Genomic DNA, 14205 nt, shown 5'->3' on the forward strand with positions numbered 1-14205 from the left:
TTTTTGACTCACGATTTTCATGCGTGCTGCCCCTTGGCAGTGCGCTGACCGCGCTGCATGCCCTCTTGCGGCGCATGCCGGGCTCTTCCGGCAGGTCATTTCGTCCTGAAATCCAGATTTCATACGGGACCGATGGCTGGCACGCAGGTTGCTAGTGCTGCTGCAGGAATGAAATTCAAATTTCAATTATCAATATAAATTGAAATCATACTTTCATTTCTGGGCATGCTGGACTACAGTAGTTTCACGGCCGCAAGGTCAGGTCGCCGTGGTCTCACAGCCTCGCATCATCCGATGCACACACCGAGCAGCACTCATTGGACCTTCCAACGCAAGAGGAGCAGACCATGGCCGGACCCACACTTTCATCGCCCGACCTGCCGCACTCGCCGCGCGTGGCCGAACTGGACGGCGCGCTGGACAAGATCGGGGTGACCCGTTCGCATCACACCATCATTTTCCTGATCCTGATCGGCTGTCTGTTCGACAGCTTCGAACAGAACGCCATTGGCCTGGTCGGCCCGCTGCTCAAGCAGCAGTGGGGCCTGACGGCGACCGACATCGGCCTGCTCAATACGGTCACCTTCGCCAGCGCCGCCATCGGCCGCATCGTCTCCGGCCTGGTAGCCGACCGCTATGGCCGGCGCGTCATGCTGAGCCTGGACCTGCTGCTCTTTACGCTGGGGGCCGGCATCTGCGCGCTGGCGCCGGACCTGACCGTCATGGCCGTGGGCCGTGCCATCGTCGGTTTCGGTCTCGGTGGCGAGATCGCCATTGCCGTCACCATGCTGGCCGAATTCTGTTCCAGCAAGTTTCGCGGCACCGCCGTGGGCCTGGTCAATGTGGGTGCGGGCGGCATGGGCAATTTCCTGGCGCCGGCCTTCGGCCTGCTGGTGTTTACGCTGTTCCCGGGTGAGAACAGCTGGCGCTGGCTGTTCTTCTGCCTGATGCTGCCGGCGCTGCTGGGGGCCTTCTATCGCCGCTACATTCCGGAGACGCCGCGTTTCCTGCTCTCCCGCCACAAGATCGCCGAGGCCAACGAGGTCCTGGCGCGGCTGGCCAGCGGCAAGCTCTCCGGCCCGGCACCCCAAGGCCGGGACTGGATCAGCGACGATGGCAGCCGCCAGCAGGCCGCCCCGGCCAAGGTGCGCTCCATGGAAATCTTCCAGGGCGCGCTGGCGCGCCGCACGCTGCCGCTGTGCATCGCCATCTGGATGACCTACGGCGCGCAGATCTCGGTGCTCACGCTCATGCCGACCATCCTGGTGAGCCTGGGCTACACCATCTCCAAAAGCCTGCTGTTCACCATGGTCATGCAGAGCGGCAGCCTGCTGGGGGCGATTGCTGCCTCGGTATTCGGATTCCATCTGCCGCGCAAGCGCGTGCTGACCGTCGGTGCAATCTGTGCCTGCCTGCCTGGCGGCATTGGCCATCGGCTTCCTGGCCAAGAGCATCGTGCTGATCCTGGCGGCGGGTGCGGTGTTCCAGTTCTTCGTGCTGCTGCTCAACACCACCATCTGGATCTTCGCGCCGGAGCTGTATCCGACCCGCGTGCGCGCCTTCGGCACCGCCTTCATCCTCGCCACCGGCACGGCGGCCGGTGCCCTGATGCCGCTGGTGGCCGGACGCCTGTTCGATGCCTTCGGCCTGGCCGGCGTGTTTGGCATGATCGCCGTCATGTACGGCATCTTCACCGTGGCCATCCGCACCGTGCCCGAGACCTATGGCAAGTCGCCCGATGCACCGCTGCAGGAGACGGCGCCGGACGCCGTGGTGCAGGCGGTCGCTGCGCGTAGTTGATGTTCTTTTTCATGAGTCTGGCATGCCGCATATCCTGTTGATCAATCCCAATTCCTCCCAGGCCACCACCGAGATGATGGTGGCCATTGCCCGCAGCACGCTGCCAGCGGGATACGCGCTCAGCGGCGTGAGCGCGCGGGAGGGGCCGGGGATGATCGTCAATGCCGTGGAACTGGCCGCAGCGGGAGCGGAGGTCGAGCGCAACTGGCGAGAAGGCGGACGGCACAGCGTGGGCGCCATCATCAGCGCCTTCGGCGACCCCGGCATCGAGCGCCTGCGTGCGCTCGATGGCCGCCCCGTCGCCGGGCTGTGTGAAGCGTCGATGCTGGAGGCTGCCGAGGGCGGGCGCCGCTTCGGTGTGGCCACCGTCACGCCGGAGCTGGCTGACGTGATTGGTGAAAAGGCGCAGCAGGCGGGAGTCGCCGGGCGCTATACCGGCATCCGCCTGACCGCCGGTGATCCGCGCGTGCTGGCGGCCGACCCGCAGGCGCTGGAAGAGGCGCTGGCAGAAGCCGTGCGCGCCTGCGTGGAGCGCGATGGTGCCGAGGCGGTGGTCATTGGCGGCGGCCCCCTGGGGCAGGCGGCCTTGGCACTGGCGCAGCGTTTCCCGGTACCGGTGATTGCACCGATTCCTGCCGCCGTTCGCTACCTGCTCAAGGCCTTGCAAGCGCTGGAAGCAGCGGCCTGAGGGGCCATTGCTTCACAACATCGCCAGCGGCTGCTTGCGCCGTGGCGGTGGAAAGGCGGCATCCAGTTCGGTGAGGTCATTTTCGTTCAGGTGCAGGTCCAGGCAGGCGCGGTTGGCTTGGACGTGCGCGACATCGGCGGCCTTGGGAATAGCGATCACCCCCGGACGCCGCAACACCCACGCCAGCGCCACCTGCGCCGGTGTCACGCCGTGGCGCTGCGCGATGGCCTTCAGGGCCGGCTGCTTGAGGATGCGCCCCTGCTCGATGGGCGAATAGGCCATCACGGCGATATCGCTTTGCGTTGCCTGCGGCAGCAGGTCATATTCGATCCCCCGGCGCGAGAGGTTGTAGAGCACCTGGTTGCACAGCACCTGTTCGCCACCGGGCGCTTCGGCCAGTTCGTCCATGTCATCGGTATCGAGATTGCTCACCCCCCATCCGCCAATTTTTCCTTGCGCCATCAGCGTCTCCATACCCGCGATGGTGGCCGCCAGCGGATGCGATCCGCGCCAGTGCAGCAGGTAGAGGTCCAGGTGGTCGGTGCCCAGGCGCTTGAGGCTGGCCTCGCAGGCGGCGATGGTGCCGCGCTCGCTGGCATTGTGCGGCAACACCTTGCTGACCAGGTAGACCTGTTCGCGGCGGCCGGCGATGGCGCGGCCGACGATGCGCTCGGATTGGCCATCGGCATACATTTCTGCGGTATCGATCAGGGTCATGCCCAGGTCGATGCTGGCCTGCAGGGCGCGGACCTCGGCACCGGCTGCTGCGGCCGACTCGCCCATGTTCCAGGTGCCCTGGCCCAGGGCCGGGACTTGCGCGCCATTGCGCAGGGTGATCAGTGGGATGGGCTGCATGGAGGCTCCTTCATCAGTGGCGGAAGATCATTAGAACCCATTTTGCGCATCGATTCATGGCGCCCGCCTTGTTTGCCGTCTGTTCGGCAATGCCGTGCGGCAACATCCGGCGGCCGCGCCGATTGTAGGCACAGGCAACTGGTGGCATGATCGCAGCCAATCAAAAAGGGAATCGGGGGAAGTCCATGTTGCGTCGTTTGCGTTCCGTCTTCACCAAGTACTGGGCGCGCTGGCTGCTGGCGTTGTTGCTCATCGGGCTGGCCGAGGCGGTGGTGGTGGGGCTGCTGCCCAATCGCGTGGTCGAGCGTATGGACCTGTTCTTCTATGACTTGCGCATGCGCGTGGCCAAGCCGGCGCTGGATCCGCGCATCGTCATCGTCGACATCGATGAACGCAGCATCAACGAGCTGGGCCGCTGGCCCTGGAGCCGCGACCTGGTGGCCAAGCTGGTGGAGCAGATGACGCAGGCCTATCAGGCGCAGTCGGTCGGTTTCGACGTGGTCTTCGCCGAGCCCGACACCACCTCCGGCTATGGCCGCCTGGAAGACCTGGCGCGCGGGCCTTTGAAGGACGTGCCGCAACTGGCGCAGCAATTGCGCCTGCTCAAGCCGCAGATGGATTACGACGCACGCCTGGCCGCCGCCCTGCAGGGACAGCCGGTGGTGATGGGTTACGCCTTCTCCAACGAGACGGGTGCCGTGGTCAAGGGCCAGTTGCCGCCGCCGGCCTTCAGCGTGGCCGCGCTGGGCGGGCGCAATGTGCAGGTGGTGCGCTGGCGCGCTTATGGCGCCAACCTGCCGCAGCTGCAAGCGGCGGCGCGCGCCGGTGGGTTCTTCAATCCGGTTCCTGATGACGACGGCCTCATTCGCACGGTCTCGCTCTTGGCGCGGCATGGCGACGACTTCTACGAATCGCTGGCCCTGGCTACGGCCCGCGTGGCCGTCGATGGCAAGCGCATCAAGCCGGTCTTCCTGACCAGCGCCGATGGTCTGCTGGGGAGCCAGAAGGAAAACTACGATGCGCTGGCCGCCATCGCCGTGGAGGCGCGTCCGCAGCCGCTGATCATTCCGGTGGAGCGCGGGCTGACCACGCTGGTGACCTATCGCGGACGCGGCGGACCGCAGGGCGGTGCCTACCGCTATGTCCCGGCGGTGGACGTGATCCGTGGCACCTATCCGCACGACCAGCTCGATGGCCGCATCATGCTGGTCGGGACCACCGTGCCGGGCCTGAACGACCTGCGGGCCACGCCCGTGAGCCCCGTCTATCCGGGGGTGGAGATCCATGCCAACCTGATCGCCTCCATCATCGATGACGATTTCAAGACCCGGCCCGATTTCGCGGTCGGCTATGACGGCCTGCAGGTGGCGCTGGCCGGCCTGCTGCTGGGCCTGCTGCTGCCCGCGCTGGGGCCGCTGGTCTCGGTGCTGCTCTCGCTGGGCACGGCGGCGGCCTTGGGCGGACTCAACTACTGGCTCTATGACAGTGCCGGCCTGGTGCTGCCGCTGGCGTCCTCGCTGCTGCTGGTGGCGCTGCTGTTCATCAGCAACCTGGCGTGGGGCTACCTGTTCGAATATCGCAACCGCAAGGCCATCGTCAACCTCTTCGGCGAATACGTGGCGCCGGAACTGGTGGCCGAAATGGCGGCCAATCCGGCCAGCTACAACATGGAAGGCGAGATCCGCGACCTGACCGTGATGTTCTCCGACGTGCGCGGGTTCACCACCATCTCGGAGAGCCTGCAGCCCAACGAGCTGCGCGAATACATCAACGTGTACCTGACGGCCATGTCCGAAGACATCCGCGGCAATCGCGGCACGCTCGACAAGTACATCGGTGACGCCGTAATGGCCTTCTGGGGCGCCCCGCTGGATGTGCCCGATCATGCCGCCCGGGCAGTCGCCACGGCATTGAAGATGCAGCAGACCACGCTGCTGCTCAACGAGGAATTCACGCGCCGCAACTGGCCGCCGCTGAAGATCGGCATCGGCTTGAACAGCGGCCAGATGCGCGTGGGCGACATGGGCTCGCGCATCCGCCGCGCTTATACGGTGATGGGCGATGCGGTCAATTTGTCCTCGCGCCTGGAGTCGATCACCAAGGTCTATGGGGTAGGCGTGCTGGTCGGTGATGCCACCCGCCAGGCGGCGCCGCAGTTTGCCTACCGCGAGCTGGACCGGGTGCGGGTCAAGGGCAAGAACGAACCGGTCCCTATCTTTGAACCGCTGGCCCTGGAAGGCGAACTCGATGCCGCGCTGCGCGCCGAAGTGGAGCAATGGCATGCGGCGCTGGCACTGGTGCGTGCGCAACGCTGGGATGAGGCGCAAGCGGCGATCCTGCAATTGCAGGCTGCGCAGGCGCGTGGACTGTATGCACTTTACCTGGAGCGCATTGCCCATTATCGCCAGGCACCGCCACCGGCCGATTGGGATGGCGTGACGACTTTCGAGACCAAATAAATGGACTTGGTCAGTCCGCCGCATTTTCCTAGGGGAAATCAGCGCGGTCTGATCGCCGTGAGACGCGTTTTGCACAAACGTTCTCATCCGCTGACATTCCACGAAAATCTTTGCATGTCGAAACCGCAAATCATTTCCGAGTGGCAACCAAGTGCTGTGCAATCAGCCGCAAACGCCCGCTGGAAGCGGTTTTTCAGCGATTCTTGTCGACGAGGTCAGGACTAGTCAGTATACTTTGCAAGTATCAAGAGTGATGTTGCCTGGCAAGGCGGCGTCGCCGCCGGACGCGATTGATCCCTCCTTCAAGAAGTGGAATATCGGTGTCCGGACGTATCTGCTTCAGGGGTTCCTTTTCGTCTTGTTGTTCGCTTACGTGGTCCGGGTACTTGCGTGCCGGCCACGCATTGCGTCTGCGCGATCCATGTGCTGACGTCAGTGCAGGCGGCTGGCCGGATGGGAGGGTGGCAGTGACAGCGTGGCTTGCCGCCGCGCTGCGCAACAAGAAAACTGGGAGGGCTCGCCGGGGGGCGGGTCACAGAGACAATGAAACGATGCTTTGGGCATTCTCTGATGGGGATGGCGCTGCTGGGCAGCGCCGTCGCCGCGTGGGCGCAGCCGCAGCCGGCACCACAGGCTTCCGCCGCCGTGGCGGCGGGCAGCGCGCCAGTCCGCAACGACGAACGATTCGACATCACGCGCTTCGCCGTGGAGGGCAACACCTTGCTGTCCCAGGCCAGGGTCGACGAAGCGGTCACGCCTTTCCGCGGCCCCGGCCGCGTCTATGGCGACATCCAGCAGGCGCTGGAAGCCCTGGAGAATGCCTATCGCAGTGCCGGGTATACCGCCGTGCAGGTCAGCGTGCCGGAGCAGGAGCTGACGGGCGGCGTAGTGCGCCTGCAGGTGGTCGAGACGGTGGTGGGCAAGGTGGTGGTGAGCGACAACCGCCATTTCAGCGAGCAGAATATCCGCGCCAGCATTCCTCAGCTGGTGGAGGGCAGTGCCCCCAACCTGCGGCGCATTTCCGAATCGGTGCAACTGGCCAACGACAATCCGGCCAAGCAGGTCAACGTCACGCTCACCGCGTCCGAATCCACCAACCAGATCGATGCGGCCATCACGGTCAAGGATGACAATCCCCTGCGCGTGATGCTCAACGTCGACAACAGCGGCAACCGTGACACCGGGCAATGGCGTACCGGCGTGGCTGTGCAGCACTCCAACCTGTTCAACCGCGACCATGTGGCCACGGTGGCCTACACCACATCGCCCGACAGTCCCTCTGGTGCCAAGGTCGACCTGTATTCGCTGGGCTATCGTCTGCCCATGTATGGCCTGGGCGACAGCCTCGATTTCATCTACGGCAAATCCAACGTCACCTCGGGCCAGACGCTGGCGGTCAACTCCACGCTCAACATCACCGGCCGCGGCGAAATCTATGCGCTGCGCTGGAACCATTACTTTGCCCGCAGCGGCGAGTGGAGCAGCAAGCTGGTCTTCGGTGCCGACTACAAGAAGGTCGATTCCAGCTGCAGCATCAATGGCGGACTTCTCAATGGCGCCTCGCTCAATACCTGCCTGCCGTATTCCACATTGCCGCTGTCGGTGAGCTACAGCGCGCAGCAACAGGGCGTGGGACAGGTGCTGGACTACAACCTTGGCATCGCCCGCAACATGGCTACCGGCGAGCCGCGCCGCAACGACGCGCTGCAGGTGACGGACCGCTATTCGCTCTTCACCGGTGCGCGCCAGTCGATGGACAATTTCATCATCGTGCGGGGCGGTGCAAGCTGGTTCAAGGTCTTCCAGAATGACTGGCAGGTACGCCTGGCCAGCAGCTTGCAGGTCTCTCCCCATGCGCTGCCGCCGGTGGAACAGTTCGGTCTGGCCGGTGCCAATACCGTGCGCGGCTTCACTGAGCGCGCGGTGGCAGCCGACAGCGGTGCGGTGCTCAATGCCGAACTCTATACCCCGGATCTGCTGGCCAAGAGCGAGGCACGCGGCAACCTGCGTCTGCTCGGCTTTGTCGATGCCGCGCGCGGTGCCAACAACAACGTAACCGCGGCTTCGACGGTGCCGTCGACGCTCACGCTGGCCAGCTTCGGCGCGGGGTTGCGCTATACGTTGGGGCGTGACTTCACCTTGCGCCTGGATGTGGCGCGGGTTCTGCTCAACGGCCATTCCGTCACCGAACAGCGGGGCGATCTCAATGCCCACCTGAGTGCCATCCTGGGGTTCTGACATGACATCACCATCCACTCCCGCACCAGCCCCGGTTCCGCCGGCCATCGAACTGCTGCCCCCGTCGATCACGGTACGCGTCGGCAAGCGCCGCCTGACGCTTTCCTGGCGGGCGCGCAAGCCCTTGCCGCTGCTGCTGTCGCGTCTGTTGCAGCGTGCGTGGAAACGGGCGCTCGCGCCCGGGTTGCGGCTGTCGCTGGCCGCCGCCGCCGTGTGTGGCGCGTGGCAGGCCCCGGCGCTGGCCGCCGCGCCTGCGCCCGGTACCTTGCCCACCGGCTGGAGTGTGGCCAATGGCAATCTCAGCTTCAGCCAGAACGGCAACACGCTCAACATCAACCAGTTGTCGCCGCAGGCCATTGCCCGCTTCGCCTCGTTCAGCATCGGTGCCGATGCGGCGGTCAACGTGGCCCAGCCGAGTTCGTCCGCGGCCTTGCTGGCCAAGGTGACCGGTGCCGACATCTCGCAGATCTACGGCAAGCTCTCGGCCAATGGCACGGTGGTGCTGTACAACCCCAATGGCGTGGTGATCGGGCCCGGCGGTACGGTGGATGCCGCCCGCTTCATTGCGACCTCCCTGGCCATCAGCGACAACGACTTTCTGGCCGGCCGTCTCAATTTCATCAAGGACGGCAATGCCGGCCTGGTGGACAACCAGGGCAAGATCAGTTCGGCCACCGGCGGCAGCGTCTACCTGATCGGCGGCAGCGTCTCCAACAGCGGTGTCATCACCAGTCCGCAGGGCGAGGTCATCCTGGCCGCCGGCCAGACCGTGACGCTGGCCGATACCGCGACCCCGGGGGTGACAGTCAACGTCACCGGCAGCGCCGGCAACGTCACCAACCTGGGTACCATCACGGCCGAGGCGGGACGCATCGGCGTGGCCGCCGGCCTCATCACCAACAGCGGTGTCATCAATGCCTCCAGCGTAGTGCGCGAGGGCGGACGCATCTTCCTGCGCGCCTCGGGCAATCTGACCACCACGACCAGTTCCAGCATCAGTGCCGATGGCACCAAGGGCGGCAATGTCACGTTGTATGCCGCCAATGCCGCCTTCATCGATGGCGATGTGTCGGCAGTGGGCGCGCCAGGGCAGGGTGGATTCGTGGATACCTCCGGGTTGAAGCGGCTGGATGTGGTGAAGGTGCCGAAGGTCGGGGCGGGCGGGACGTGGCTCATCGATCCGCACGATCTGGAGGTGGTTGCCAACAACACAAACAATACGGAGTCCAGCTTTGATGGCTGTTCGTCTTACGCGGTCACCTCCACCGATAGCGGCGCGACGATTTCGGCGGCGACCATTTCCAATCAGCTCAGCAATGGCGTCAACGTCAGTCTGACCACCGGCGATAGCGATGGCGTGGGCGGCAACATCACCGTCTCCGCCAACATCACCAAGACCGGCGGCACGGACAGCACACTGACGCTCAACTCCGCCAACAACATCAGCATCCGGGCCAACATCATCAGCGAGAGCGGACGACTTGGGCTGACCCTCAACAGCGGCTATGTGCAGTCATCGCAAGAGAGCTTCTCGGAAGCCCGCATCATGGACGCGGTCAAGCCGCGCAATCTGAGTACCATCGACAATGGCGCGCGCATCGTGCTCAATGGTGGCTCGCTGAGGGTCACCGATGATTCCGTCAACGGGGATCTGCTCATCAACAATGGCACGGTCAACCTTGGCAGCGGCAACCTCTACGCCGCAGCAGTGCGCGTCAACAGCGCCGGTACGCTCACGCTCAACGGCGGAGGGGGCGATATCACCTCGCTCACCAACAACGGGACCGTCAGCGTCGCCACCAACGGTGAGGGCAGATTGTTGGTCGGTAGCGATGGCATCACCAACAACGGTACGCTCAACATCAGCGGTCGCGTCAATTCCAGTGGTGATGTGAACAACAATGCCAATGCCACGCTGGTGCTCAATGGTGACGCTGCAGTGTTGAACGTCACCGGCAATGCCAGTGTGAGCAACTACGGCACCCTGACGATGGCCGGCGGCAATGTCAGCGCCGGATACATCCGCAACGAGGCCAACGGGACCATTTCGGGCAATGGTACGTTGTCGGTCAGTGGGTCGTTTACCAATGACGGTATCCTCGCACCGGGTGCCGACGGGACCGTGGGGCGTCTGGCTTTGCGGGCAACCGGCGACCCCAGCGATGCCAGCTTCAGCCAGGGCGAGACCGGAAAAATGCTCATCGATATCGCCGGTGCCAGCAACGATAGTTATGACGTGATCGAATTGAGCGGATTCTCTTCGACCAGTCTGGACGGCAGCCTCAAGACCCGTCTGCTGAGCGGCTACTCACCCGCTGGCGAAGTGAGCATCAATGCCATCAACATCAGCGGTCCTTCGTCACCGACTGGCTACTTCCGCTCAGTGACCGGGGATATCGTCACGGCGGGCGGACAGGAGAAGATGTTCAAGGCGGTCTACGGTGACAACGGCCTGGCGAACCTCTCCCTGCGCGGTGCCGAGACCTTCACTTATCAGCAGTACGGCTATTCGGAAGGTGGCTGGGAGGACCGCTACAACTGGGTCAGCAACGCCACCGTAGGCAACGGCTCGACCTACTTGCCGACCCAGATCGATACCGTGGTCATCTCGGGCAACCAGACCGTGAGACATGACAGTGTTGACGATACCATCGCCAATCTGCAGATCGCTGCGGGCTCTCAGCTCTCCCAGCGCGGCGGTACGCTGACGGTACGCAACAGCACCAGCAACAACGGGACGATCAGCGTCAACCGCATGAGTGGCTCGAACAACAGCATCGCTGCCCTGGTGCTCAATGGCACCACCAGCGGAAACGGCGCGCTCAATATCGGCAGTACGGACTTCATCAACGGCGAGACGGTCCAGCTCAACGGAACAGTCACCTTGGCCAATGCCGCCCAGTCCGACATGACGGCGGAGCTGGTGGCCGGCAACCTGACCCTGGGCGGCGATGTACGCCTGTCCAATCTGACCGTGTCCAACGGTACCGTGACCGGCAACGTCGGCTCGCGCCTGGTCGTGGCTGATGCCTTCAGCCAGACCGGCGGCAACCTGACCCTGGCCGATGCCGCGCTGTCGCAGGCGACCGGCTCGCTGGCCATCGGCAACATTACCGCCAACAATCTGGTGCTGCAGGCTGCCAATGGCAACCTTACCCAGAGCACCGGCACCTCGATGCGGGTGAAGTCGCAATTGATCGCCTCGGCCAGCAGCGGCATCACCTTCAACAACAGCGGCAACCAGATTGCCGGCTTTGCCGCCAACAACAGCGGCACCGGCGACATCACGCTGAAGAACGCGCTCAACACCAGCGATGCCAGCGCGGTCAGCATCAACGGTGTGACCACCGCGCGCGGCAACATCAGCATCGACAACACGGGCGGTGTGGTCACTTCGGCCATCGGCACCCGCGCCAGCTTCCTCGGCAGTCTGCCCAGCAATGCCAATGGCACGGTCATCAGCACCGACAGCAAGCTGGCCACCTTGGGTATCAACAGCACCGGCCAGATCAAGAGCAGCAACGGTTCGGTCAGCGTGGTCACGCACAGCCCGCTGACCATCGGGTCGGGTGGTGTCAGCGCCACCGGAACCATTACCCTGACCGCGAGCGCCTCGTCGGGCAGCAACGACACGCTGACGATCAATGGCGTGCTGGTTTCTACCGGCGGCAATATCACGCTGTCGGCGGGCGATTCGATGACCATCAACGCCAACATCTCCACCTCGCCGCCGGGCGTGGCGCTTCTTTCGGTGGATTCCGGCCAGGTGATCGGTTACGCCCAAGGCGTCACCATCGTCGACGCCAACGGGACGCGCACGCCGGTAGCGGCCAGCTCCAGCAGCTCCAGCTCCGGCAATACCAGCAGCAGCTCGGCCAACAGCCAGACCGCGCTGGCCGTGCAGCAGCAACAAAACCAGCAGAGCCGTGACCTGCAGGCCAGTCTGAACAACGCGCAGATCACCGATACCGTGCCCGCCACCAGCGGCAATGTCGTACAGCAGACCGGGGCCGCCACCCAAACTGTGGGCGGTACGACGGACCACTTTGGCGACGAGGGCGATGACCGCAAGCAGGCCAAGAAACCGCTCCCGATGTGCACCTGATAACCGGATGATGTGATCTTCATGAATGCCTTCAAGCAAACTTCGCCGGCCTCGGTCCGGCGCACTCTGGCCGGGTTGACCCTGGCGCTGCTGCTTCTGCTGGCGGTGGCGTCTGCCTTCGCCCAGCCGCAGCCGGTGGTGGGTCAGGTCACCCATCTCTCGGGCGTGTTGAGCGTGCGCCACGCCGATGGCACGCGGGTGGTGCTGTCGGTGAAGTCGGCCATCCTGCAAGGCGACACCCTCATCACCGAGCGCGAGACCTATGCCCGCGTCAAGTTCGTCGACAACGGCGAGATCGTGCTGCGCCCGGGCTCCGAGGTGGCCGTGAGCAAATATCTCTACGACGAGAAGGAGCCGAAGAACGATGCCGTGGCCATCGGCCTGGTCAAGGGCGGGCTGCGCGCTGTGACCGGCCTGGTGGGCAAGCGCAATCATGAAGCCGTCAACTTCGATACACCCACGGCCACCATCGGTATTCGCGGCACCCACTTCGGCGCCCTGTTCTGCCAAGACGATTGCGGCGGCGTACCGACCCCGAACGGCCAGCCGCCGGCCAATGGCTTGCACGTGGATGTGGTCACCGGTGCCATCCAGGTCACCAACCCGAGCGGAACGCAGCTCTACAGTGCCGGCCAGTTCGGTTTCGTGCCCTCGCTCTTGCAGCCGCCGGTGATCGTGCCGCCGTCCCAGGGCGTGACGGTCACCATGCCGCAGGCCATCAGCAGCAACGGCAATACCGGTACCCAGAAAATCGGTGCGGCCAAGCTTGATGCCTGCGTGACCCAGTAATCGCAGGGTACCGTCATCGGCCATGAAAAAGGCGCCGGCACACAATGTGCGGCGCCTTTTTCGCTGGTACGACGGCGCTTCAGAATTCCAGGACGGTGCCTGCGGCCAGCATGTGCGGACGATGCACGCTGTCGCCGGCGGCGATCTCGGCGGCGATCTCTTCCAGTTGCCCGGGTTTGGCATGCGTGATCAAGACCTCGGGACGGCCTTGCAGGTGCTGCAGTTCTTCCAGCAGCAGGCTGGGGCACAGGTGCTTGGAGAGCAGGGCCAGTTCGCGGTCGCGGTTGGCGAAGGCGGCTTCGATGATGAGATAGCGCAACTGTGCGATGCGATTGACCGCTTCCCACAGCGGCGGGCAGATACAGGTGTCGCCGCTGAAGGCCAGCGATGCGCCGCTGGCATGATTGCGGACCGCGTAACCGACCGCTGGCACCGTATGGGCTGCCGGCAGCGGCGTGATGCTGCGCTGGCCGATCTCCACCGGCTGGCCCGGCTCAAGGGTGGCAAAGCGCAGGAAAGCTCGCTCGGGCGTGGGGATGACGCTGAAGTCGGGCCAGATGTGCCAGTTGAAGATGTGCTTGCGGATGATCTCCAGGGTGGCCTGCGTGGCGTGCATGGTCAGGGGCGTGCTGCGCATGTCGCCCACGCTGTCGATCATCAGCGGCAGGCAGGCGATATGATCCAGGTGCGCATGCGTGATGAAGACGTGATCGATCTTCGCCAGCCGCGCCAGCGGCAGGTCGCCTACGCCGGTGCCGGCGTCGATCAGGATATCGTCATCGATGAGCAGGGAAGTGGTGCGCATGCCATTGCCACCGATGCCCCCGCTGCAGCCCAAAATTTCTACACGCATTGTGATTGCCGCTCATAGGATGGAAGCTTCCGTCGCCGCCCCCGCGGTGTTGACTTGAAAGGAAGCTTGTTGCAGTCCGGAAACCCTTGTCAGGACTGGCTTTGCGGACGATGTGGCAAATCATGCAACATACCGGGATGTTAAGGGATTCGGCGCCTCCGCGCAATCGGGAGAACCCTGATCCGCTGTCCCGGCGCACTTGCCGCTGCGATTGCGCCAAGCGCAGAATTGGCGGCCAATTCCCCCCAAGTTCGCTGCAAGACAGCGTGCACTCTCGTTCTAGAATCTCGATGATGCCGAAAAAGCATCCGTAAAAAGCGCGCCGGCATTGCCTTGTCGCAATGACCATGCCGTGTTCACCCGCCAACGCTTCAGGGAGCCGCATGTTGCCAGCAGTCCATCCAGCAGCCCATACCTG

The 14205-nt window shown here is 64.2% G+C and carries 7 protein-coding genes and 1 pseudogene; 6 read left to right on the plus strand and 2 right to left on the minus strand.

What is annotated here, in order from left to right; genetic code table 11:
* The first annotated feature begins 347 nt into the window (after positions 1 to 347).
* Together FYB76_RS06130 and FYB76_RS06135 are read left to right on the plus strand one after the other, a co-directional pair.
* A pseudogene (locus FYB76_RS06130) lies at positions 348 to 1800 on the plus strand (MFS transporter).
* Between the two features lie 22 nt (positions 1801 to 1822).
* A complete protein-coding gene (locus tag FYB76_RS06135; RefSeq protein ID WP_154133025.1) occupies positions 1823 to 2488 on the plus strand; it encodes an aspartate/glutamate racemase family protein in 666 nt (221 codons plus the stop codon).
* Between the two features lie 12 nt (positions 2489 to 2500).
* On the opposite strand, the gene FYB76_RS06140 is transcribed toward FYB76_RS06135, so the two are convergent.
* The gene (locus FYB76_RS06140; protein ID WP_154133026.1) at positions 2501 to 3343 is read right to left on the minus strand and encodes an aldo/keto reductase; all 843 of its coding nucleotides are present in this window, start codon (positions 3341 to 3343) and stop codon (positions 2501 to 2503) included.
* Positions 3344 to 3528: 185 nt separating this feature from the next.
* Between FYB76_RS06140 and FYB76_RS06145 the strand changes: the two genes are divergently transcribed.
* The 4 genes from FYB76_RS06145 (at position 3529) to FYB76_RS06160 (ending at position 12934) form a co-directional block, all read left to right on the plus strand.
* A complete protein-coding gene (locus FYB76_RS06145; RefSeq protein WP_154133027.1) occupies positions 3529 to 5802 on the plus strand; it encodes a CHASE2 domain-containing protein in 2274 nt (757 codons plus the stop codon).
* A gap of 570 nt (positions 5803 to 6372) precedes the next feature.
* Entirely contained in the window at positions 6373 to 8040 is a 1668-nt protein-coding gene (locus FYB76_RS06150) for a ShlB/FhaC/HecB family hemolysin secretion/activation protein (RefSeq protein ID WP_229296900.1), read from the plus strand.
* Position 8041: 1 nt separating this feature from the next.
* Positions 8042 to 12145, plus strand: a complete 4104-nt coding sequence (locus tag FYB76_RS06155) for a filamentous hemagglutinin N-terminal domain-containing protein (RefSeq protein ID WP_154133028.1) — start codon at positions 8042 to 8044, stop codon at positions 12143 to 12145.
* Positions 12146 to 12166: 21 nt separating this feature from the next.
* A complete protein-coding gene (locus tag FYB76_RS06160; RefSeq protein ID WP_154133029.1) occupies positions 12167 to 12934 on the plus strand; it encodes a FecR domain-containing protein in 768 nt (255 codons plus the stop codon).
* Positions 12935 to 13013: 79 nt separating this feature from the next.
* Here the strand turns inward: FYB76_RS06160 and FYB76_RS06165 are convergent, their stop codons facing one another.
* The gene (locus FYB76_RS06165; protein WP_154133030.1) at positions 13014 to 13787 is read right to left on the minus strand and encodes a 3',5'-cyclic-nucleotide phosphodiesterase; all 774 of its coding nucleotides are present in this window, start codon (positions 13785 to 13787) and stop codon (positions 13014 to 13016) included.
* Between the last annotated feature and the right edge of the window lie 418 nt (positions 13788 to 14205).

The organism is Herbaspirillum sp. CAH-3, from assembly GCF_009668275.1.
GTDB classification, from domain to species: domain Bacteria; phylum Pseudomonadota; class Gammaproteobacteria; order Burkholderiales; family Burkholderiaceae_D; genus Herbaspirillum; species Herbaspirillum aquaticum.